The organism is Mesorhizobium sp. P2_F7, assembly GCF_056403695.1.
The window spans coordinates 682,151-704,537 of the sequence record NZ_JBFUFA010000003.1 but is presented as its reverse complement, the minus strand read 5'-3'; the positions used below and the strand labels follow the sequence as shown (position 1 = coordinate 704,537).

At 58.4% G+C, this 22,387-nt stretch carries 14 protein-coding genes; 4 read left to right on the top strand and 10 right to left on the bottom strand.

Annotated features, from left to right (window positions below):
* Positions 1 to 303 precede the first annotated feature (303 nt).
* Genes AC1DZ8_RS13175 through AC1DZ8_RS13160 form a run of 4 tightly spaced genes read right to left on the bottom strand, consistent with a single transcriptional unit; the run spans position 304 to position 4,263 of the window.
* Entirely contained in the window at positions 304 to 1,035 is a 732-nt protein-coding gene (locus AC1DZ8_RS13175; protein WP_477309968.1) for a response regulator transcription factor, read from the bottom strand.
* A gap of 2 nt (positions 1,036 to 1,037) precedes the next feature.
* Complete coding sequence (locus AC1DZ8_RS13170) at positions 1,038 to 1,427, bottom strand: response regulator (RefSeq protein ID WP_477309969.1); 390 nt, start codon at positions 1,425 to 1,427, stop codon at positions 1,038 to 1,040.
* Positions 1,424 to 2,071 carry a response regulator transcription factor gene (locus AC1DZ8_RS13165; RefSeq protein ID WP_477309970.1) on the bottom strand — a complete coding sequence of 216 codons (648 nt, stop codon included), beginning with the start codon at positions 2,069 to 2,071 and terminating at the stop codon, positions 1,424 to 1,426. The genes AC1DZ8_RS13170 and AC1DZ8_RS13165 overlap by 4 nt, the downstream gene beginning before the upstream one ends.
* Positions 2,068 to 4,263 (bottom strand): PAS domain-containing protein, encoded by a 2,196-nt coding sequence (locus tag AC1DZ8_RS13160; protein ID WP_477309971.1) that lies wholly within the window; start codon positions 4,261 to 4,263, stop codon positions 2,068 to 2,070. Before AC1DZ8_RS13160 ends, AC1DZ8_RS13165 begins: the two co-directional genes overlap by 4 nt.
* A gap of 1,150 nt (positions 4,264 to 5,413) precedes the next feature.
* Between AC1DZ8_RS13160 and AC1DZ8_RS13155 the strand changes: the two genes are divergently transcribed.
* Entirely contained in the window at positions 5,414 to 6,931 is a 1,518-nt protein-coding gene (locus tag AC1DZ8_RS13155; RefSeq protein WP_477309972.1) for a Do family serine endopeptidase, read from the top strand.
* Positions 6,932 to 7,182: 251 nt separating this feature from the next.
* On the opposite strand, the gene AC1DZ8_RS13150 is transcribed toward AC1DZ8_RS13155, so the two are convergent.
* The 5 genes from AC1DZ8_RS13150 to AC1DZ8_RS13130 all read right to left on the bottom strand — a co-directional run bounded on the left by AC1DZ8_RS13150 (position 7,183) and on the right by AC1DZ8_RS13130 (position 16,232).
* Positions 7,183 to 8,241 carry a helix-turn-helix domain-containing protein gene (locus AC1DZ8_RS13150; RefSeq protein WP_477309973.1) on the bottom strand — a complete coding sequence of 353 codons (1,059 nt, stop codon included), beginning with the start codon at positions 8,239 to 8,241 and terminating at the stop codon, positions 7,183 to 7,185.
* Positions 8,242 to 9,619: 1,378 nt separating this feature from the next.
* The gene (locus tag AC1DZ8_RS13145) at positions 9,620 to 10,528 is read right to left on the bottom strand and encodes a hypothetical protein (protein ID WP_477309974.1); all 909 of its coding nucleotides are present in this window, start codon (positions 10,526 to 10,528) and stop codon (positions 9,620 to 9,622) included.
* A gap of 18 nt (positions 10,529 to 10,546) precedes the next feature.
* A complete protein-coding gene (locus AC1DZ8_RS13140) occupies positions 10,547 to 11,125 on the bottom strand; it encodes a hypothetical protein (protein WP_477309975.1) in 579 nt (192 codons plus the stop codon).
* A 797-nt stretch (positions 11,126 to 11,922) separates the two neighbouring features.
* The gene (locus tag AC1DZ8_RS13135; protein WP_477400991.1) at positions 11,923 to 15,063 is read right to left on the bottom strand and encodes an efflux RND transporter permease subunit; all 3,141 of its coding nucleotides are present in this window, start codon (positions 15,061 to 15,063) and stop codon (positions 11,923 to 11,925) included.
* Positions 15,060 to 16,232 (bottom strand): efflux RND transporter periplasmic adaptor subunit, encoded by a 1,173-nt coding sequence (locus tag AC1DZ8_RS13130; protein ID WP_477306282.1) that lies wholly within the window; start codon positions 16,230 to 16,232, stop codon positions 15,060 to 15,062. Before AC1DZ8_RS13130 ends, AC1DZ8_RS13135 begins: the two co-directional genes overlap by 4 nt.
* A gap of 1,176 nt (positions 16,233 to 17,408) precedes the next feature.
* Here AC1DZ8_RS13130 and AC1DZ8_RS13125 point away from each other — a divergent pair.
* Genes AC1DZ8_RS13125 through AC1DZ8_RS13115 form a run of 3 tightly spaced genes read left to right on the top strand, consistent with a single transcriptional unit; the run spans position 17,409 to position 21,831 of the window.
* Positions 17,409 to 18,707 (top strand): HlyD family secretion protein, encoded by a 1,299-nt coding sequence (locus AC1DZ8_RS13125; protein ID WP_477306280.1) that lies wholly within the window; start codon positions 17,409 to 17,411, stop codon positions 18,705 to 18,707.
* On the top strand, positions 18,704 to 20,284 hold the full coding sequence (locus tag AC1DZ8_RS13120; RefSeq protein WP_477400989.1) for a DHA2 family efflux MFS transporter permease subunit: 1,581 nt from the start codon (positions 18,704 to 18,706) through the stop codon (positions 20,282 to 20,284). The genes AC1DZ8_RS13125 and AC1DZ8_RS13120 overlap by 4 nt, the downstream gene beginning before the upstream one ends.
* Positions 20,285 to 20,286: 2 nt before the next feature.
* Positions 20,287 to 21,831 (top strand): efflux transporter outer membrane subunit, encoded by a 1,545-nt coding sequence (locus AC1DZ8_RS13115; protein ID WP_477306276.1) that lies wholly within the window; start codon positions 20,287 to 20,289, stop codon positions 21,829 to 21,831.
* A 123-nt stretch (positions 21,832 to 21,954) separates the two neighbouring features.
* On the opposite strand, the gene AC1DZ8_RS13110 is transcribed toward AC1DZ8_RS13115, so the two are convergent.
* Positions 21,955 to 22,254, bottom strand: coding sequence for a hypothetical protein (locus AC1DZ8_RS13110; protein ID WP_477306274.1), 300 nt, complete (start codon positions 22,252 to 22,254; stop codon positions 21,955 to 21,957).
* Positions 22,255 to 22,387 lie beyond the last annotated feature (133 nt).

Sequence of the window (22,387 nt, the reverse complement as noted above, 5' to 3'; positions counted from 1 at the left end):
ATCGATTTCGACATGAAGAAAATACGGAGACTGCGCTGCGGTAGCCTTGCGCGCTGGAGACAGTCATTGCCGAGAGAACCGGATAAGCGAATGACAAAGAACGGCAAATCTCCTCGGACACGCTTCAGTGGAAAATGTCCTGCACTCCGGCATTGAATGCCCCACTTCCACCCATTTCGACAGCGATCGGTTACTATGTTGTTCCACGCGCTGACGCGGAGAAAACGCGAGAATAAAGGAAGCATGTGCGAGTCTCCATTCACAGCCTGGTAGAGATACGTATCCGGCCGGCGGGTTGGTCTACTACTTAGGTCTATCCAGAATATTCGCGAGACTGGGTATGGGAGCAGGCGCAGAGCGCATCAGTTCGGCCATCCTGACCAAGTCTGCCAAGGACTGCGCGCCCATCCTTTTCATGACTTGAGCACGATGAATCTTAACTGTGGATTCTACCACGCCAATCCTTCCGGCAACCTGCTTGTTCATCAATCCTGCCGTCACGAGATCCATAACCTCGCGTTCGCGCTCGCTTAGCGTCTGAAATCGGGCGAATGTCTCAATCGCCTGTCGTCTGCGATCGAGGCGCATGCAGTCCAACTCGATGGCTCTGATGACGGCATCCAGCATTTCCTGTTCGCGAAACGGCTTCGTCAGAAATTCGACCGCACCTGCCTTCATGGCGCTCACCGCCATCGGAACGTCGGCGTGGCCGGTCATGAATATGATTGGAATACGGACGCCGGCTGCGACAAGGCGGGCCTGAAAGTCGAGACCGCTGATGCCGGGCATTCGAATGTCCAGAACGAAGCAGCTGGGAAGGTCCGGTAATTCCATGTTGAACAACTCGGTCGGAGACGAAAATGCCTTGCTTTGCAGCCCGACTGATTCCAGCAAATCGACCAGCCCTTCGCGCATCGACACATCGTCGTCGACGATGAAGACGAACGCATTTTGGGTGGTCCGACCGCAGATGGGGGCCTCGACCGACCGCTGCCGCAGCCGTTCATATTTTGGGATCACCAGGTCACTCGTCATCACTATTTCCCTTGGGATGAGGCCAAAACAGCCAGGGCGACTGCCGCAAGCAGTGCTGAAGCATCGAAGGGCTTTCTAAAGAAACCATGATGACTTTCAGCAGCGGCGCGCCGGTGGTCTGCGGGTTCATGGCGAGCCGTAATGAAAATGACGGGCAAGTCGGGGCGCACACTTCGCGCTCGCCGACGGAGCTCGAAGCCATCGATAACTGGCATGCCGATATCAGCAATCAGGCAATCTATTTTACTCGATACGTCGCGTTCCAGAAAAGACTGGGGGGATGAGAACAAACGAACCGCGTGCCCCGCCGACTCCAGGAGGTCTTCGATCGCCTCGAGAACCCGAAGGTCGTCATCGACAACCGCGATCGTTGATTTCCGTGCTGCTTTCATTTCGAAATGGTTCCCGCGCGCCGAGTATGGGTTACTGGCACTTGCAGCCTTTCAGCGGTCCTCACGAGATCGGCCAGCGATGCTGCCTGCATCTTATGCATGATCTTGCTTCGGTGGATTTGCAGCGTCACTTCACTGATCCCAAGCTCCGCAGCCGCCTGCTTGTTGAGCAGACCGCTGACGACCAGCGGCAGAACTTGGCGTTCGCGAGAGGTCAGCAAGGAAAAGCGGCGCCGCAGCGTGACAAGCTCGGCTCGCTCCCGGCGAGCGTCACAATCCCGATCAATCGCCGTTTGGATGGACTTCATCAACTCGGTTTCGCTGAGAGGTTTGGTGAGGAAGTCGACGGCGCCTCGCTGGATGGCACGCACAGACGATGGAATGTCACCGTGTCCGGTGATGAACACGATAGGCGGATGTTGCTCGCTTTCGGTTTGCTTCTGAAATTCCAACCCGCCGACATCCGGAAGTTGTACATCGAGGATCAGGCAACCGGGCAGATCTGGCCGGGGAAAAGCCAGATAGTCGGCAATCGCGTTGAAGGCGACGGAAGCCAAGCCTCTTGCCGCGAGAAGCTCGCATAGTGCCTCGCATATGGGTTGGTCATCATCGACGATGAACACGATACAGTCGTCTTGAGTCATGCCGCGTCACCCGTTTCGATTGGCAGCGTAAACGAGAACACGGTTCCCCTTGGCTCGATGCTCTCTGCCCAAAGCCGGCCGTCGTGCGATTCCAAAATGGAGCGGCTGATCGCCAGTCCCATACCCATCCCACCCTGCTTCGTCGTGAAGAACGGGTCGAAAACTCGTTCCGTCTCGGCAAGTCCTTCCCCATTGTCGCGGATTTCCACCAGGATCGCATTCTCTCCATGTCTGCGTGATCGAAGCTTCAGTGATCTCGACACGTCGGTTGTCGACTTCATTGCGTCGATTCCGTTGCGGACCAGATTGACCAGCACCTGCTGCATCTGCACGCGGTCCGCGAGAACTGGCGGCAGGCCCGCATCGAGATTCGCCTCAACAAAAATGCTCTGCGATATTATTTCGTCGAACATCAGCTGACGCACCTCGCCGATCACCTCGTTGAGATTGATTAAAGTTCTGGACGAAGCAGTTTGTTTAAAGAGTGCTCGTATTCGGCTAACTACGTCGGCCGCTGCCAGGGAATCGCGAACCATCCGCTCAGCGGTAATGCGTGCCCGCTGTAGGTTTGGAGGATCCGCAGACAGCCAGCGCAGGCAGGCATGACTGTTCGTGATGACTGCCGCCAAAGGCTGATTGACCTCGTGCGCGATCGATGCCGACAGTTCGGCGAGGCTCGCAAGCTGCGAAGCGCGCGAAAGCTTGTCCTGCGTCGCTCGGACGGCGTCGTGTGCGCTCATCTCATCGTCTATGTCGATAATGACGCCATACCATTTCACGATGCGGCCATCGCCGTCCCGTAGGGGCTGCGCGCGATTATCAACCCAACGATAGACGCCATCGCCTCGGCGATTGCGGTACCGCATGGCGAAATGCTCCCCGGTTTTCAAAGACTGCATCAGTTTTCCTTTGACGGCTTCCACGTCATCGGGATGCATAAGCCGTCCAAGTGCCCCGTCTAGCTTGGAGCCTTCCTTGGGTTGGCTGTGGTCGATCTTGCGGCCGTAGTAGGTTTCAAGCTGCTTGTTGATGTAGGCTGGTTCACCTTCGGGCGTTACCGACCAGACCAGGGTCGGTATGGTGTCGACAAGCTGCTGGAGTTCATGCTGTCTGGCTCGCAACGCCTCTTCGACCCGTTTGCGGTCGTCGATGTCGGTGTTGCTCCCAAACCAATGGATCACAATGCCGGAGTCATCGCGCACTGGTTCGACCTGAAAAAGGAACCATCGGTAGTGGCCATCGAAGCGGCGCAGCCGTGCTTCGATCTCGCCCGGCGCAGCAGCCGATAGAAGAGATTGCCAGTATCCGACCAGCCCGCCTCGATCGTCCGGATGTATGACGGCAGTCCAGTTCCAATCGGTTGCCTGCTCCTGCGAAAGCCCGGTATACTCGAGCCATCTTCGGTTCAGGAATTCGGCGGACCCGTCTGGACGGGCGGACCAGACCAGTGTCGGAAGAGCGTCAATCAGCCGCTGGAGCCGAAACTCTTTGATTTCCGACGCCCGCTCCACTCTCTTCAAGTCGTCGATGTCGGTGTTGGCGTAGTCTTGATTGCCTTCAGGATCAGTGGTTATGATCTTCGCCGGGATGGTGTCGAGTATCGACAGGACATGGTGCTCACTCGCGCGCAGGGACTCCTCCGCGACCATCTGGTCATCGATATCGAGCAAGATTCCATGCCACCCAATGAACTTGCCGTTCCGATCGCGCCTGGGGCAAGCAGCGACACGGAACCACCGATAGGTGCCATCGTGGCGACGAAGTCGGCACGCGCTATGAAATTCCTGCCCATTCTCAAGGCATTGCGACATGGGGCCTTCAGTTCGGGCGAAGTCCTCCGGATGAATAACTTGCCGGCAATGGAGATTGCTGGTGTCGACTGTGCCGAGGTAATCCCGAGAGCTTGTGTTCACCTTTGCCAACCGGCCTTCCGCGTCGACGATCCATGCCAGCCCGGGAATGCCCTCCAAGAACTCGGTGGCATCATATCCGATAGAACCCGGCGCGCGCCGCCATTGCGGCCCTCGAATGAAAAACCCCATAAAGATCGCAGTCGAGGCGAGAGCCAAGCAAACATAAACACTCGCGCCGGCGGTCGGTGCTAAGTCTCTGGACAGCCAAAAAACCAACAAGCCAGCGCCGGAAATGGCTAATGTCGAGCCATACTTCCGCAGCGGCGGCATTGCTCTCATTTCGGGCACCTCCCGACGCGGCTACTGCCGCCGCGCCAAACGAGATCAGGGCCTCGCCCTGCATGCAATCAACGCACTGGGCCCTCCCCGATAGGCCGGCCTCCAAGCACACTATATCAGAACAGAACGCCGCCCGGCCATAATGGAAAGATGTGATAGACAGCCGGTCATCTGCCGCTGACGCGGAACCATGAACTTGGCGGACCGCATCAGATGCGCTCAGGTACGTGGATCCCGGCGCACAGGACGAGCAGACGTCGGTCTTCCGATACGACAGGCTCCGATTTTGGACACCCAGCACCCACCGATGGGTACACTTGCATCAAAGGGTTTAACCGCAAGAACGCGCCAGGAGCCGCAAAGCAGACAAAGCCGGCCCACAAATCAGCCGGTAGGCTGCTGTCGAACATGATGGAAGGCGGCCGGTTTGAAAACGGTCCGAAAGTGGCAAGCATCAAACTTCGTTCGGGGATAGAGCGCTGGAGGCAGCGAACCTGCAAAGTCGATCACGCTGTGAAGGTTTAAGACCGACGGCCTCGATACTCGAAGCCACCGTTTTCAGCGGCAATTGCTACGCCGAGAGGAGCCTATAAATGGATTGCAATCGAGCGCTCCAGATTTCACCCATTGGCACCTGCGTTTTCACGTCGATCTGTCTTGCCGGTTCCCTAGCGACCGCCGCAGCCAATAACCAGGACACTGTGGCTGCCGTCGTTGCCGACCAAGTTCGAAGCCAAGGTTTCCCTTGCAGAAATCCGAGTTCTGCGGATCGCATTCAGGCTGAGTCCGCCCCAAACCAGACCGCCTATCTGCTCAAGTGCGAAGGAGCGACCTACCGGGTTCTCTTGATTCCAGATCAGGCAGCTGAAGTCGCCAGGGTTGACTAAAGCCCTGATGCGGGTTCCAGCGAGGCGACACTTTCAAATCGAAATGTTCAATCTTTCTCGAAAGAAACTGCGTTGTCCCGCGAATGACTGCCAGTCTTGCAAACAAATGCAACCCAGAGGCAACCAGTATCAACCTACCCAAATCGGCGCGATCGGAAGTTCATCCGCGAGGCACGCACGTCCGATCAGCCATACGCCGGATAGACGGTTCCCAAGAGGAACACGCCACGGCGCCAGGACCAAAGCCTCGCTCGGATCGCGATATGTCAATTGTAAACTTCCTGCGCAGGCACCGCGCGGTGCTGCTCTACTCCACCGGCTTGGTAGCAACCGGGGTCGCTCTAAGTTCGAGTTTGGCCGATACACAAGTCAACTCGTCCACGGTCGCCTCCGCGATAGGCACTTCGGCTGCCTCCTATGCTCCGATCGTGGCGGCCGACAAGCCGGCGGTGGTGACGATCACGTCGATCATGAAGACTTCATCGGGGCCCGATGACCAAACTCAGCCTTCAGACGGCGGGTTGCCTTCCGGTGAGCCGTTGCCGAAATTCTTTAGCAATCGACGAATCCCGATGCCCAAGGCTCCCCAACAACAAGGGACGCAACTGGCAGAGGCGCTTGGTTCCGGCTTCATCATCAGTTCAGACGGCACCATCGTAACCAACAACCATGTCGTCGAGGGAGCTTCGGATATCATGGTGACGCTTGACAATGGAACCGAACTACCGGCGGCCCTTGTCGGCCAAGACGCGAAATCGGACCTTGCGGTCCTGAAGGTAAAGGCTGGGAAGCCCCTCCCATTTGTTGCCTGGGGTAATTCCGACGGGCTCAGGGCAGGCGATGCAATTCTGGCGATTGGCAATCCTTTCGGCATCGGAACCACCGTCACTGCGGGGATCGTTTCCGCTCGCGGGCGAGACCTCAACAGCGGTCCTTACGATGATTTCCTCCAGATCGACGCGCCGATCAATCACGGCAATTCAGGTGGGCCTCTTATCGACATCAGCGGGGCCGTCGTGGGTATCAATACCGCGATCTACTCACCCAATGGCGGCAGCGTCGGCGTCGGATTTGCGATTCCTTCCAATGAGGCCAAACAGATCGTCGCCAAGCTTGTAAAGAACGGTTCGATTGAACATGGGCACCTCGGCATAGAGATGCAGCCGGTTACAACGGACCTCGCCGACGCCCTCGGTCTGCCGACGCCTGTCGGTGCTTTGGTCGCTTCTGTCGGCGATGGATCGCCCGCGGCACATGCGGGCATCGAAACCGGCGACGTCATCACCGAATTTGCTGGTCAAAGCATCAAGGAGCCCAAGACGTTGTCTCGAGCCGTGGCAGATCTCTTGCCGGGGAACGAGGAGACGATGTCCATTTGGCGCAATGGGAAGACAATTGCGTTATCGGTGGTCGTCGGGGGCAATGACGACAGCGTCAAACAGGTGGCCGTAATCAACTCCTCCCATTCGTTGCATTCCAGTTTTCCAACACTGGGCCTCGCGCTTGGTGACCTCGATCAAACCGTCCGGCAGGCCCTGAATGTGCCTTCGAAGGTGCGCGGCGCTGTGGTCGAGGGTGTCGATCAGGACCAGCCGGCAGCCACCTCGGGCATTGAATTGGGCGATATCATCGTGTCGGTCAATCGCGTGCCGGTACAGACTGCTGAGGAGACAAGCCAGGCCATCAGCGCCGCGGCAAAATCCAGCAAGAAGTCGGTTCTGCTGCTGATCAAGCGTGGTGAACAGCAGACTTTCATCGCCGTGCCCTATGGCAATGGCTGACATGGAACATGCGGATGCCCAACCTCGTAAGGGGGACCTCAGATTGCCGCGTTAACGTTCTCTTGGCTTTAGCGACGAAGGAGAAACAGCGGAATGGACGCGCGTTGCACCCGCCAATCGCGCAGAACGAGATCTCAGGTCAAGCCAGAGCAGGTAAGAGCCAGCGCAAAGTCTCGATCGAAGACCGCTGGCTTCACAGCAGACGAGTTTGATGAGAAGCGAGATTCGCAGCCCGACCAGCCGGCCAGGGTCTATCCGAAGCTCCGCCGATAGGCACTCGGCGTCAAGCCGGTCGCCTTGCGAAAAGCGGCCGTGAATGAACTGGTTTCGCTGTATCCGACAGTCAATCCGATGCCCGTCACCGAATGAGCGCGCGTCGCAAGGAGGCCTTTGGCATGCTCGATTCGACGGCTGGTGAGGTATTGGTGCGGGGGCACTCCAAAAGACAGCTTGAAGGCACGGCAAAAATAACATGAGCTCAACCTGGCAAGCTTCGCGAGAGTGGCGAGAGGTACCGGTTCGCCCAAATGCGCCTCGATGTGCGCCGTGACTATCCGCTGCTGCCAAGCTGCAAGCCCACCTCGAAGCTGAGGTTCGGCTCTTGGCGTCCCCTCTTGGGATCGGATCAATTCATGGGCTAGGACGATGCCCAGTGCTTCCAGATAGGACTGACTCTTTGGGGCTGGACTTTCGAGCGATCTCATGAGTTTGAGGGCAGTGCCCAAAAGCGTCGCGTCCTGGAAGAAAAGCTTAGCCGCGAAAGCCACATCTGTCGTGCCGGCGTTGAAAGGAACTTGGAGCTTGGCAGGTTCAAGATAGACAAACATGAGGCGCGCAAACGTGCGCGGCGCATGCCATTCAAGATATTCGCAACCGGCGGGCACCAAGGTGAGCCGGCGACCAAAGTCCCGAAGTTTCGATCGAGGCAAACCTTCGACGAAGGTATCACCGTCTCGCCGCGTACCCTGCTCGTAGACCACCAGCAAGTGCATGGGCGCGCGAAACCGGAATTCGAATCTGTCATGGCCGACGGCCTGGACCACCTCGGCAAAGATCCCATCCGAAATCGCCGTGCGACTAATCACTGCTTCGGTTGAAGATATCTCGACACGGTGGTCGGCTCCATTGGCGCCCCGGCGCCGCAACTGTACGTGCGCCACGGAGTTGGCACGTTGTGCCTTTTCGCGATTGAACGGACTACGCCAGTCCGCCGACGGCAATGGTCCCGGTTGCTCGGGCCTCGGAACATTGTCCGCGAAGGCAGAAATCGCGCGTGTAACGATGTCGCTGGGAGCAGGATTCATCAACATGGCTTGGCGTACATCCTTCGGGTTATCCCATCTGATGTCAGCCTAAGGCGCCAGCGGTGATTTATCCCATCCTACATCCGTCGGCGATAATAGAGTATTGGTTTGGAATACCCATACCTTGGTTTGTGATTGGACGTCGTATTTGATAGCAATTGCATTTGTGCTGTGGGAACCAGTTGGCCGGTTCTTCAATCACGGCCGATCCCAGAGGATTGGTCGATTGGCCATGCTGGACCTCGCGTCTTGATGACCTTGAACAAGGATCCCTATATGGCCTGGACTTTTGACGTTCACGCGAAATCCGCAAGCTGGATGCAAAGTCGACAAGAACGACGAAGCACCCGAGCAAGAGGGGCACTATATTGTACGTCGTCGCTGATCGATGGTTTGATCTCCCTTCCATCCACCCATCGTTGCAGCGCTCCAACTCGTGCGAGATTGATCCTGCGGGCCCCCTCCCTCGCTCGCTGATTAATGTGACGGCGCCCTCTTCCCCCCGGGAGCGTCTCTCACCGCTCGGGTTCTTGGGCCGATGCCATGCGGTCATCGGCCCATTTTTTCTCCTGTCTCCCGAGCCGAACGATTCACTGTCGGTCAGAGCATTTCGGGCGTCGGCACCTTCTGCAATGCGACTTGCTTGCGACACGATATGTCGTGCGAGCTCGAAGACAAGTATCCAATGACGCCGCAGGGGCTCGACCGCCTCATGGCGTCGTTCTAGATGGACGGCGCTGTCGGCTTTTTCGGCAAACTCTGCCACAGATGAGGCCATGCCATCTCAAGTTGACGGCGTGGTCAAGGCAGCTTCAGCCGCAATCACAAACTCGCGTTAGCATTCGCATCAAACCCATTTATGATGCCTGAAAAGGCCGGAATCGGCCGAGGGATACTTGTCCCCGTCGTAATGGAGAGGCGATACGGGCTTCTTGGCGCATCTGATTCTCTGTTCTTGGACGGGCCTCGGCAACGATGAGTGGTGCTGTTCGTTTCGTGCGACATGATTGAACTTCACCTGCGTGCCTGAAGGCGAACCTGCTGCTGGTGGCCCAAGCGGTCGACAGTGCCGAGAATGCAACAGCGATTGGAAGAGAGCTCATGTGTTTCACCCGTTGTTCTGTTGGGCAGCCGGCGAAACTACTCGAATTGACCAGAGAGTTGTTGCTCATGTCGGTGACGTTTCTGTACGTTTTGAAACACCTCTCGAGCCAGTGTGCGAGAGACATCCAACGTGGCTTTAACAGTTTATCTTTAAAATCTTGTAGTATAACTCTATCAAGAAGAAGAGATGCAGAGCACCAGGGCTCCCCTCGTCATCCGCTTGGGCCTCGCATTGCAGTCGTTGAGAATCCTGGTTGTTCATACACAACTCGGCGCGCGATCAGTCGAAGATCGGTTTTCCGATTGCGTTCGGAAAAATGTTGCCGAGATAGAAGTGGAGCTGTGCACGCACGCCGATGTCGCGGCCCGAACTCTCATTGATCGGAATGATCGCTTCCACCCCGAGTTGGGCGTACTCGCCCACCCAGATGACGCCAGGATTGATCGTGCCCGTGGTCTCTCCGACCGACGGTCCGTTCAGCGGCGTCTGCATCGCAAATTCCACCAGCGGCACCAAACCCTCGGCGAAGCGATGAGCATCCCCCTTGTCTGCGGAATGCGAATTGGTGAGTAGGCTGTATTCTAGGGCAAAGCCCCATTGCAGGATGTCAGGGTTGTCGATCGCGGTGGTGCCGGTCACCGTGGTGGATTCGGTTGGCAGTGCGACTCCGAGGGTCGCGGTGACATTGACCGGACGCAGCCACGCCATAGAATCCGACAGATCGCCGAAGCCCTTGCCCACGTAAACGGTGGGCGTCAGGACGGAGAACGACTTGGCCCCGATGTCGGACGACCCGGTGCCGCCCAGTGCCAGCGTGCCGCCTGCCGAGAGCACGAACTCATGCTCGGCACTGGAATAGAGTTCGTACTGTGTGCCGAGCACCAGGTCGTCGAAGCCCACCCGTGTGCTCCCCTCCCGATCGATCATGCGGTAGTTCGCGGTGAACGAGATCGACCAATCGGGGGTGATGAGCTTGCTGTAGGAGAAGGGAAAATCGACTTCGCGCGAGGCGGTGTCAGGCAACTGCGTCAACTGGGGAAAATTGACGAAATCAGCCGGGGTGGGAACGACGGTCGCCAGGGTCGAGGGAAAGAAGCGGTCCCCAACGTAGGACGCCGACGCTTCCGAACTTGCAACGAGAGACAATAAGACGCTGGGCACCGTCAGGTGCCAGACCCGGTTAGCCATCCCACTCTCCTACAACCATCAGGCGCTCACAATCGGGCGACGGTGACCCACGATTTGGCCTCGATCGCCTCGAAGCGCCCGATGCCGAGCGCTTCGTCGTCCATCGGTTTCGCCTGCATCCACTGGCTGCAGACCCTTCACGCATCGAACCGTCCACCCAGAGCGCGGATGAGACAGAGGCGGTTCATTCTTGGCATCGTCCTTCTCTACAAACCAAAGCAACGTGATCAACGCATCCGAATAGATGGCAAGGCAAAGCAAAAACAATCCGGCACCGGCGTCCGTGGTCCAGCCCGCGAGCATGGCAAAAATAAAGGGCGGTGCCATCACGGCGAATAGTTCGAAATTGCGCGACTTACCAAGATGCTCGCGCCATAGCATCGTGTCGACCATCGGCGAGTCGAGCCGGCCTGTGCCGGCAGGAGGCACGGAGCCAGGGACCGAACCATGCTGACCGCAACCCAGCGGCAAGAAATACCCGAACCCCACAGCGCCCATTGCTATGCCCTGCTCCGTGAAGGCCAGGCCGGTCGCCCGCAGCACGCCCCGACCTCCGGCAGAGGACTTGTAGGGCCGCATCGAGTTCCTGGGCGCCATGCGTTGAACTCCTCGTGATCGAGCGTCGAGTGTTGCGCTCAAGCAAAGACATATCTTTCGCAAACGCCGCCAAGGTTCCTGTTTCGCCCGTTGACTTCTTCAAATGGCATCAATGCAAAGCCGACGTGTCGAACGCTGATGCGCGCGCGGCCCTGACAGTGCTTGCCGTTCTTGCCAATAGCCTCAGCCGACACCTGCTCGATAAGGCCTCATGATTAACCACTCACCAATTGGCTTGCGCAGCTATACCAATGGATAATTCAATCGTATGACAAAGCCAATGTATGCTTCCAATATAATATAAGGAGCAAAAGAATGAAATGCCTAAGCTGCGCTAGCGAGGTGAAACTACCTCACCAGTACTACTTTTGCTCTCTGGAATGTTTCGACGAGACAACCCACAGCACCGCATGGAGGATGCTGAGCGATGGACTTCCGCCTACTGGTTTTCCTGCTGGCGGCCGGCCCCGCACTGGCCCAGGACCACACCTCCCACGCCCCGGCTGGTCCACCCGAGGGCAACTACGGCCAGGGGCACGAGAAGTGGCACGACATGTACAGGGGGATGCATGACACGCTGGGTGGCTCATGCTGAAACGGCAGCCATTGTCTGCCGACGGTCGCCAACTTCCAAGGGGGCATGTGGTGGGAAAACTCAATGGAGTATGGACGCCGAGCGAGCCGCCCAAAACTGTACCTGAACACCCCTACTCATCGAACGAAACCGCCGACATTTGCGCGGCTGGGAACACCGTCTACTGCTTTGTGCCACCTGACAATGGATCTGACCCTCCCGCCTAGCCGCCTGGGTGGGTCGTCTCGGAGAAGAGCTCGCCTTGCTCGGATTCCACAGGCGGTGTTCTTGCGCCTCGCAGGCCGCCTAAGAATTTACCGAGCCGCTCAAGATACAGGTAGACCACCGGCGTCGTGTAGAGCGTGAGAATTTGCGATAGCACCAAGCCACCCACGATCGTGTAGCCGAGCGGCTGGCGGATTTCGGATCCGGCACCGGAGCCCAACATTATCGGCACGCCGCCTAGCATCGCCGCCATGGAGGTCATTAAGATTGGCCTGAACCGTATCGTGCAAGCTCGGTAGATCGCCTCCCGTGGACTGAGACCTTCGCTCCGCTCGACCTGTAGCGCAAAGTCGACAAGCATGATGCCGTTCTTCTTGACGATGCCGATCAGCAGGATAACGCCGATCATGGCGATAACGCTGAAGTCCATTTGGACCGCCATCAGCAACAACAAGGCACCGATGGCGGCTGAAGGCAGCGTTGACAGAATGGTAATCGGATGGATTATGCTTTCGTAGAGCACCCCAAGGATGATGTAGATCACCACCAGCGCCACTCCGATCAGAATTGGTGTGCCTGAGAGCGCCGACTGAAAGGCCTGCGCATTACCCTGGAAGCTGGTTGTAAGCGAAGCGGGCGTTCCGGCATCGCGTTCGAACTGCTGGATAGCGGCAACCGCATCTCCGAGCGACGCCCCGGGTTTCAGGTTGAAGGAGATCGTGACCGCCGGGAACATGCTTTGATGGTTGATGACGATCGGCGCGGCCTTGGTCACGCTGGTCACCAGGGCGCTTAACGGCACCTGCTGGCCTGTCGAAGAATTCAGATAGATATCCTTGAGCCCTTCTGGACCGTACTGGAATTCCGGGCTGACCTCGAGAACGACGTGATACTGATTGAGCTGAGTAAACATCGTCGAGACGATGCGCTGGCCAAAGGCATCATCGAGCGTGTTGTCGATGGTCGATGGAAGGATCCCGAAACTCGACGCGACTTCGCGATTGACGGTCACATCGAGGAGCGGGCCGGCATTCTCCTGATCGGTGGCGACGTCGACAATTCCCGGCAAGCCCTTAAGCTTGTTGAGGAAGATCGGCGCCCAATGGTTGAGCTCGTTGGAATCGGCATCGGCCAGAGTGTATTGATATTGCGTCTTCGAAACGCGACCGCCGATAGTGATATCCTGCGCGGCTTGCATGTAGAGCGTTATGCCTTGGGTCTTGGCGAGTTGGGATGACAGCCGGCTGATCACCTGATCGGCGCTGGCTTCACGTTGTTTGTTGGGCTTAAGGGCGATGTACATCGTCCCTCGATTGAGCGTGCTCCCGCCAATCGCTCCTATCGAGGCTGCGACCGATGCTACGGCCGGATCCTTCTGCACGATGTCGATGATCGCCTGCTGGCGCTCGGCCATTGCCGGGAACGAGATGTCCTGATCGGCCTCGGTGAGGCCGATAATCAAGCCGGTGTCTTGTTGCGGGAAAAAACCCTTTGGGATGACAAGGTAGAGATAGCCGGTGATGGCAATCGTTCCCAGCATGACGAGCAGCGTGGCGAAACTATGCCGCAGGACTATCCGCAAGCCTCGTTCATACACTCCAAGCAGCGCGTCGAAGCCCCTTTCGCAAACATCATAGAGCCGCCCGTGCCTGATGCCGGGCTCGTGCCTGAGTAGGTGCGCGCACATCATTGGCGTCAGCGTGAGCGAGATCACCAGCGACAGGATCAGTGAAACGCTCACCGTCACGGCGAACTCCTGGAAGAGCTCGCCGACATAGCCGCCCATCAGAAATAGTGGAATGAACACCGCGATTAGCGACAGGGTGATTGAAACGATTGTGAAGCCGATTTCACCCGAGCCCTTTAGCGCAGCCTGCATCGGGGTGAGGCCCTCTTCGACGTGGCGGACGATGTTCTCGATCACCACGACCGCATCGTCGACCACGAAGCCGACGGCGATCGACAAGGCCATGAGCGACAAATTGTCGAGACTGTAACCAAACGCATAGAGCACGGCAAAGGTGCCGACCAGTGAAAGGGGCACGGTTACCGCGGGAATGACTGTTGCCCAGAAATTGCGCAGGAACAGGAATATCACCATCACCACCAGCGCGATGGTCAGCATCAGGGTGAACTGCACGTCCTCGACTGACGCGCGGATGGTTTGTGTGCGGTCAGAAACCACCGATACCTTGATACTGGGCGGGATTGAGGCTTGAAGTTGGGGCAACAGGGCCTGGATGCGGCCAACGGTCTCGATCACATTGGCACCGGGAAGACGCCGGATAGCCAGTAAGATGGCGGGCTTCTTTCCGAACCAGGCGGCCACAAACCTGTTCTCCGGCCCGTCGATCGCGGTGCCGATGTCGCGGATGCGCACAGGCGAGCCATTGCGATAAGCAACGATAACATCATTGTAGAGGTCAGGCTTGAGCAACTGGTCGTTGGTGTTGAGCGTGAAGGTTTGACGCGGGCCGTTGAGCGTGCCCTTCGCAATGTCGACATTGGCCTCGCCGAGCACGTTGCGAACATCTTCAAGCCCAATGCCGCGAGCCGCGGCCGCCTGTGGATTGATCTGCACACGGATCGCCGGCTTCTGCTGGCCGCCGATGCCCACAAGACCCACGCCGGAGATTTGCGAGATCTTCGGCAGCAGGATGTTTTCCGCATAGGCATCGACCGTCGTCAGCGGCAAGGTATCGGATGTCAGTGCGAGCACCAGGATCGGCGTATCCGCCGGATTAACCTTCCGGATGGTTGGCGGATAGGGGATGCCCTGCGGCAGGAAGGGGCTGGCGGCATTGATCGCCGACAGCACGTCAACCGCCGCGCTGTCGACGCTGCGGCTGAGGTCGAACTGAATGGTGAGCTGTGTGCTGCCGAGCGCGCTGGCCGAAGTCAGCTGGGTCACCCCAGGGAGTTGGCTTATCTGTTGCTCAAGCGGGGTGGCCACGGACGACGCCATGGTTTCAGGATCGGCGCCGGGCAGCTGCGCTGATACCTGAAGTGTTGGAAAGTTGACGTTCGGCAGCGATGCGACGGGTAGAAGCTGGTAGGTGGCGAGCCCACACAGCAGCAGACCCACCATTAGCAGGCTTGTCGCGATCGGCCGATGAATGAAAGGGGCCGAGATGTTCACGGGATCGCTTGCTGCACTGCGCTTTGCAGGGCGGCTTCATCAGCGGCTTTACCCTCCAACACCTGAACGCGGCTGCCCTGGACGAGCCTGTACTGTCCGTCGACGACAACCGTTTCGCTCGCCTTGAGTCCCGAATCGATGAGGGCTTGTCCCCCGCTCAACTGTGCAACAGTGACAGTCCGTATTTGCGCGGTTCCATCAGGTGCGATCACGTAAACATAGGAGCCGTTCGGACCTTGCTGCACTGCCGAACTGGAGATCGTCAGTCCCCCACTGCGGGTATCGAGAAGCAAACGCGCATTCACGAGCGCTCCGGGCCAGAGTTGGTTCCGGGCGTTCGGAAATGTGGCCCGGAGGCGGATCGTACCTGTTGTCTGGACGATCTGGTTGTCGACAAGCAGGAGTTTGCCTTCGTCGAGCTTGGTCTTGTCGTCCTGGCTGTACGCAAAGACCGTAAGCGGCCCTTTGGCCATCTGCTGCTGGATTTTGGGGAGGGTGTCCTCGGGCAGTGTGAAGATCAATGAGATCGGTTGGACCTGTGCAACATCGACCAGGCCAAAAGTATCGGTCGGATGAATGATGTTGCCTTCGTCGATCTGCCGGATACCCGTCACACCGTCGATGGGTGAGGTCAGACGGGAGTAGCTCAGATTGACCTGAGCGGCTTGCAAAAGAGCCTCGTCAGCTTTGATTGTCGCCTGGAGCTGGATGACCTGCGCCTTCTGGGTGGCCACCAGCTGGGTGGTGGCAAAGCCTTTCGCCAGCAGTGGCGTGTAGCGGTCCAGATTTGCCTGCGCGTTGACGAGTTGCGCCTGGTCGCGATCGCGGGTCGCGGTAATCTGATCGATTTGCGCCTGATAGGGATCCGGGTCGATCTGGGCCAGCAGATCGCCCTTTTTCACTGTCTGACCTTGCGTGAATGCGATCTTCGTAATCGGTCCTGAAATCAGGCTATGCACCACCACGTTGTTGTAGGCGATCACCGTTCCCACTCCACGCAGGTAGATCGGCACGTCGTGACTGGCTACTTTTCCGGCAACGACCGGAACGGCCGGCGGGGGAACAGAGGCCGCCGCAGGTTCGGAAGGGTCGTAGACATGCTTGGCTGCAAACCCAACGCCGCCGATCAGAATCAGCAGCGCGGCAACAATGACGGGTCGCTTGCGCATTGAAGGCTCCTACAAAGACGGAATAGCTTTTTTCAGCAGCCGGACGCCAACAGCGTGCTTGTGCCTGTCTCACCCGTGCTGCCGCAGGTTGGAATCGTTACCAGTGGACTCGTCACCGGATCAGCCAGCTCGGGTGTTGGAATGCCAATTATCGGGCTCACTCCCAAATTGCTGAGTTCCGAAGACCCCAGCGGGATCCCTACCGAGGTCCCAAGACCCGTGGACGATGTCCCAGACGGTGTGCCGGTGGTGGTGGACAGTATCGATGTGGTGCCAGAAGGCGACGCCGTCGTGCCGCAGGTGCCCAATGCTGTTGTCGGCATCGGATCCACAGACGACGTCCCATTCATGGCGGTGGTTCCGCCAACGCCTCCGCCATCGAAAGTGGAGAGGGCGAAGGTCGTTCCGGCGAATTCGGAAGGTGACGCCAGAACACCAGGCGCCAGGGCACTGGTGCACCCGGAATTGGATGTGATTACCGAGCCAGGCGTCGTCAGGCCACCAGGATTGAGTTCGACCGCGCCCAGGGGAATGCCACCCGGATTGAGGGGCGAACCAACGCCAGAGAGGGGCGAGGTCATTCCTATTGGGGGCGTTATCGTGCTGACTTGCGCAAGGCACGGTCCGCCGAACAAGAGAGCGATCGCAATGGCGATCGGCAAGTTTGGCATCGCAACGTCATTGTTATTTCGCATTGGAGCTACCGTCGTTTCGTGTGTGCAGGTGAGGCATGCGTAAAGGAACGTCGTTGGGCCGTTCCAACGCATTTCGCCCGATCAGATCGGAGATGATGGCAGATGGAGGGGAAGTGCGCTTCCGTAAAGGCGGCTAGATTTCTCGATTTGCACGCCGATCCCAAGCGTTTGACGGCTCGTCGTCTCGACTACAAACCAATGTATGAGCCACTCAGACTTCAACCTCATTCTCGTACACCTTTGCGGGATGGATCGCATGGTCGCCGGCACTTAAATTCGACTGAAGGCGAGACAGCCAATTGCCCCAACAACGTGTTGATCGTCAGCTTCGGCGAAGCGAACTGATGACCGCAGGGGCCAGCATGGCAACCTGGGTTGCGCCGAGGGTTTGAGCGCTCCTGCAAACGGATAGGGGTCGCGACAAGCGAAATCCAAGACTTCGGGAAACGTCTGAGGTCAGTTCGCATGAGAGAGGCGCCCGATGTCCCAGACCGCCAGGATCAGGTTACCCCGCCAAGCCAGTGGCGGGTCCAAGATGCGGGCGGCGAGCACCCCTATCGGTGAGACATTTGCGATCGCTCGCGTTCCCAACTCCCCTATCCTCATAACTGCCGACAGCCGCCCTGTTGAAGACGATCATGGTCATCAAACCCCTGGAGGCTCGCTGCTCGCGCACGAGCAGCCCGAGGCGACGGTCGCAAGCGATCAGGTGCTCGGACAAGGCGGTTCAGATACCGGACACCGAAACCGTCGGCCAGCCGTCTTCATTATCGGTTTCATTGTCCTGGCTGCACTTGTCCTCGGCGGAACCTATTACTGGTACGCCAACCGCAACTTGCTGAGCACGGATGACGCATATGTCGATGGACGGGTTGTGACCGTCGCGCCGCAGGTTTCGGGCCTCGTCGTGTCGCTGGACGTGACAGACAACCAATTTGTACACAGGGGTGATCCGCTGATCCATATCGATCCGCGCTCCTACATGAGCGAGCGGAACCGGGCGCAGGGGACTCTGGACAGCGCCCAAGCTCAGGCTGCCGGCGAACGGCTGGCGACCGAGATCGCTCGCAAGAATTTCCCCGCTCTGTTCCAACAGGCCCAAGCTCAATTACTCACTGCAAAAGCCAATTTGGCAAAGTCCCAGGCCGACTATGACAGGCAGAGCGCTCTGCCGAAGGCCGCGACAACACAACAGGAGGTCGATGCCGCATTGGCGGCGCTGCGCCAAAGCAAAGCGCAAGTCACGCAAGCCGAAGCCCAGGTTCAGCTGAGTTCACCGGTTGAGCAGCACATCGGCCAGAGCGATGCGCAGGTCGGACAGTTGAACGGTAAAGTCGAGCAGGCTCGGGCGCAGCTCGATCAAGCCGAACTCAACCTCTCCTGGACGGTTGTGACGGCGCCGCAGGATGGCTGGATAACTCGGCGCAACGTGGAAATGGGCAACTACGTCACGCCTGGCCAGCAGATTGTCGCGATCGTTCCGCCGGACATGTGGGTCACGGCCAACTTCAAGGAAAACCAGCTTGATGGTCTGCGGCCCGGCCAGAGCGTAAAGATTGACGTGGATGCCTATCCTCGGCTCGACCTGCATGGCCATGTCGACAGTGTCCAGATGGGGTCCGGCTCGAAATTCACCGCCTTCCCACCCGAAAACGCCACCGGCAATTTCGTCAAGATCGTCCAACGCGTACCAGTCAAGATCGTCATCGACAGCGGGCTCGATCCTAAGCGTCCGCTGCCGCTCGGGATCTCGGTGGTTCCGACGGTTTCGGTTCGATGAGCAGCGCTCCAGCCGAAGCCACCTGGAAGCCCCGCTACAACCCCTGGCTCATCGCGGTTTCGGTGACACTTGCCGCCTTCATGGAGGTCCTCGACACGACGATCGTCAATGTTGCCTTGCCGCATATCGCCGGCAGTCTATCGGCGAGCAGCGACGAGGCGACCTGGGCGCTCACCTCTTACCTGGTGGCAAATGGGATCGTGCTGACCATCTCTGGCTGGTTGAGCGATCTCCTCGGGCGCAAACGTTATTTCCTGATCTGCATCACCATGTTCACGGTCTTTTCGTTCTTGTGCGGGACGGCGACCAGTCTGGGCGAACTGATCGTCTTCCGGCTGCTGCAGGGCTTTTTTGGCGGCGGCCTGCAACCGAACCAGCAGTCGATCATCCTGGACACGTTCCCACCGGCCAGGCGCGCGGCCGCATTCGGCGTGACGGCGATCGCAACCGTCGTCGCCCCCGTCCTTGGCCCTACGCTAGGCGGCATTATCACTGATCAATCGACGTGGCGCTGGATCTTCTTCATCAACATACCCGTAGGCATCCTCGCGGTTTTCTTGAATTCGATCGTCGTCGAAGATCCCCCTTGGGTGAAGCAACGGAAGAGCCGGGGGCTCGACTACATTGGCCTGTCGCTCATCACGGTTGGTCTCGGATGCCTGCAGATCATGATGGATCGCGGCTCGGACGACGATTGGTTCGGTTCGCCGTTCATCGTGTTGATGGCGCTGCTCGCTTTCCTGGGAATCGCGGGCGCGATCGGCTGGCTGCTAATTGCCAAGAAACCGATCGTCAATCTCGACGTGTTCAAGGACAGGAATTTTACCGCCGGCTGCGCAATGATCGCGGCGATGGGCAGTATCCTTTACGCGAGCGCCGTCGTCATCCCACAGCTCGCACAACAGGTTCTTGGCTATACCGCAACCTGGGCGGGGCTCATTCTTTCTCCGGGCGGCATCATTGTCATCGTCCTCATTCCATTGGTTGGACGCCTGATGACAATCATCCAGACACGGTTCGTCGTGGCTGCGGGTTTTTTGGTGATGGGAGGTGCGCTGTTGTTCTCGAGTCATCTGGCACCGAATATCGATTTCCCGACACTCGTGCTGATGCGCAGCTTGCAGGCGGCCGCACTGGCGTTTTTGTTCGTGCCCATCAGTACGACCACTTACATCAGCTTGCCACGCGAACTGAGCGGTGACGGGGCCGCCCTCTTTTCGATGGTCCRCAACGTGTCCGGTTCGATAGGGATTTCCGTCGCAACCTCGCTCGTCACCGAGCGGAGCCAGATCCGGCAGTCCTACCTGTCGGAATGGGCCTCGCCGTTCCATCAACCCTACAACGCATTGGTTGACCAATATGAACGTGCGTTGACGGCAACGGGGCATGCCGCTGGATCAGTCCATGGGATCGCGGTTGGAAAGGTCTACCAAGTCTTCCAGACGCAAGTTTCCGTCCTCGCCTATTCGGACGTCTTTCTATTCTTTTCCTTTGTCGCCTTCCTCGCCGTTCCATTTTGCCTCCTGCTTTCCGGCAAGAAGGCTGCCGACGGCGAGAGCGCCAGCCACTCGGGTTGATCATGGGCAAAAATTTGCGCGCTGTTGCGGCAGTTCCAGTGATTTTCGCGCTGGCAGGTTGCACTGTCGGACCGGATTTCGTTCGGCCTGATCCGGGCTTGCCGAAACGCTGGTTTACGAATGGCGCGGCAGCTGCGCTGGAAAACTCCCGGGGATCCAGTGCGATGGTTCTCGAGCCCGTCGACCCTGCCTGGTGGCAGGCCTTTCAAGACCCGGCGCTTACCTCGCTCATGCAGCGCGTCGCCGACGCCAACCTCGATGTGAAGACCGCGACAATCCGGCTCGCAGAAAGCCGTTTTCAGCGCGCAGCCGTAGCCTCCGCTCAACTGCCTGGCCTGAATGGCAGCGCCAGATACCAACATCAAAGTCTTGACGACGTGAGTGCCAAAGGCAGCCTGATCGGCGCTCTGCTTGGTTCACCGGGCAGCACGATTTCTTCCGCAAAGCCAGCCGACCTGTTTGCCAGCGGCTTCGACGCATCTTGGGAACTCGACCTTTGGGGGCATGTCCGCCGCCAGGTCGAAGTTGCGGATGCGCAGGTCCAGTCTTCAGAGGAACGGCGGCGTGACGCGCTTGTCTCGAGCCTCGCTGAAACCGCACGCGACTACATCCAGCTGCGCGGCACGCAGACCCTGATCAGGATCGCCAACGACCATCTAAAGATCCAGCGTGACATTTTGCAGCTGACGCAAACGCGTCAGATGCAGGGTTTGACAACCAGTCTGGATGTCGAGAACGCCGCCGCGCAGGTCGAAGCCATCCGTGCCCAGCTGCCCAGCCTGCAGCAACAGGAGGCGCAGCAGATCAACGCCGTGAGCTTCCTGCTCGACTTGCCGCCCGATGCGCTGCGCGGCGAACTCGCCACCGGGAAGCAGGTGGTGCCGATGCCTTCCCGGGTTCCGGCCGGCATTCCTTCCGATCTCGCGCGGCGGCGCCCGGACATTCGCGCCGCGGAAGCCCAGCTTCACGCGGCCACCGCAGACATCGGAGTGGCAGTGGCCGAATTCTATCCCTCCATCCAGCTGAATGGATCAGTGGGCTTCGACGCCCTCAAGGTGGGGAGCTTGTTGACGGCCAGGGCTATCACAACCAATCTCGGTCCGAGCATTTCGATACCGATTTTCCAGGGTGGCCGGCTAAAGGCGACACTGGAGCTTCGCAAGGCCCAGCAGGTCGAGGCGGCCATCGCCTACCACAGGGCGGTGCTGCGCGCCTGGCACGAAGTTGTCGATGCTCTCATCGACTACCGCACCGAACGACAGCGGCGCTCCCGACTTGCCAGGCAAGTCGAGCATCTGCGTCAGGCCTTGTCGCTGGCCCGTGACCGCTACAATGACGGAGTCACCGAGTTCGAGACCGTGCTCGATACCGCACGCACATTGCTGCAAGCCGAACAGGATCACGCACAGAGCACGACCAACATCTCGATCGACCTCGTTCAATTGTACAAAGCGCTCGGTGGCGGGTGGGAATTGAGGTATCCGGACGTAGCGCCGAACCCGCCGATCAATGCCGAACGAACTTCGAAAGCGGGAAAGCCGGCATGACCTCGACAGCAAGAAGGGCTCGACGTCGACCTTGGGCAAGCTGGTTCTGAAATCGGTCAACTTGCTGATTTGAGCGGAAACAGGTCCGCTTCAATTCAAACCACTCCCGTTGGCGGGCTTGGGTCACAGGCAAGAGTGCCAGTTTCCATTGGATCCATAGTAACTCGAATTCACGGCATCAAACGAGCAGTAAGCCGTGTCGGTGTCGTCGTTCAACCAGGACCGGCTGTCATTCTGCAGATCGCGAAGTTTCCGATCGTCAAAAAAGTTCTTGTCGTGCTGGCGGTTACCAAAGGCACCGCTACCAGACTGTACGGCATGACCGACGCTGTCGCCGCTGCGCGCCATTGAAACCGTTCCCGTCGCGGTCGCCATCATCACGGCCAACACGATCTTTGCAAATCTTGTTGCTGATTTTCCCACGATACGCTCCTGTAGATTGCATATTCCAAGACGGTTGATGGAAGAATTGGTTATTATTTCTGTGATCAATTCTTGGAATAGGCTCTAGATTTGGTGAATATATATAATACTCTTGGGTGACATCGGCCGTGAG

Excerpts from the sequence above, each read along its gene's own strand:
- AC1DZ8_RS13130 (WP_477306282.1), bottom strand. The coding sequence starts at position 16,232 with ATGCGCAAGCGACCCGTCATTGTTGCCGCGCTGCTGATTCTGATCGGC.
- AC1DZ8_RS13170 (WP_477309969.1), bottom strand. The coding sequence starts at position 1,427 with ATGAAAGCAGCACGGAAATCAACGATCGCGGTTGTCGATGACGACCTT.
- AC1DZ8_RS13150 (WP_477309973.1), bottom strand. The coding sequence starts at position 8,241 with ATGTTGATGAATCCTGCTCCCAGCGACATCGTTACACGCGCGATTTCT.
- AC1DZ8_RS13145 (WP_477309974.1), bottom strand. The coding sequence starts at position 10,528 with ATGGCTAACCGGGTCTGGCACCTGACGGTGCCCAGCGTCTTATTGTCT.
- AC1DZ8_RS13165 (WP_477309970.1), bottom strand. The coding sequence starts at position 2,071 with ATGACTCAAGACGACTGTATCGTGTTCATCGTCGATGATGACCAACCC.
- AC1DZ8_RS13115 (WP_477306276.1), top strand. The coding sequence starts at position 20,287 with ATGGGCAAAAATTTGCGCGCTGTTGCGGCAGTTCCAGTGATTTTCGCG.
- AC1DZ8_RS13125 (WP_477306280.1), top strand. The coding sequence starts at position 17,409 with ATGTCCCAGACCGCCAGGATCAGGTTACCCCGCCAAGCCAGTGGCGGG.
- AC1DZ8_RS13175 (WP_477309968.1), bottom strand. The coding sequence starts at position 1,035 with ATGACGAGTGACCTGGTGATCCCAAAATATGAACGGCTGCGGCAGCGG.
- AC1DZ8_RS13155 (WP_477309972.1), top strand. The coding sequence starts at position 5,414 with ATGTCAATTGTAAACTTCCTGCGCAGGCACCGCGCGGTGCTGCTCTAC.
- AC1DZ8_RS13160 (WP_477309971.1), bottom strand. The coding sequence starts at position 4,263 with ATGAGAGCAATGCCGCCGCTGCGGAAGTATGGCTCGACATTAGCCATT.
- AC1DZ8_RS13140 (WP_477309975.1), bottom strand. The coding sequence starts at position 11,125 with ATGGCGCCCAGGAACTCGATGCGGCCCTACAAGTCCTCTGCCGGAGGT.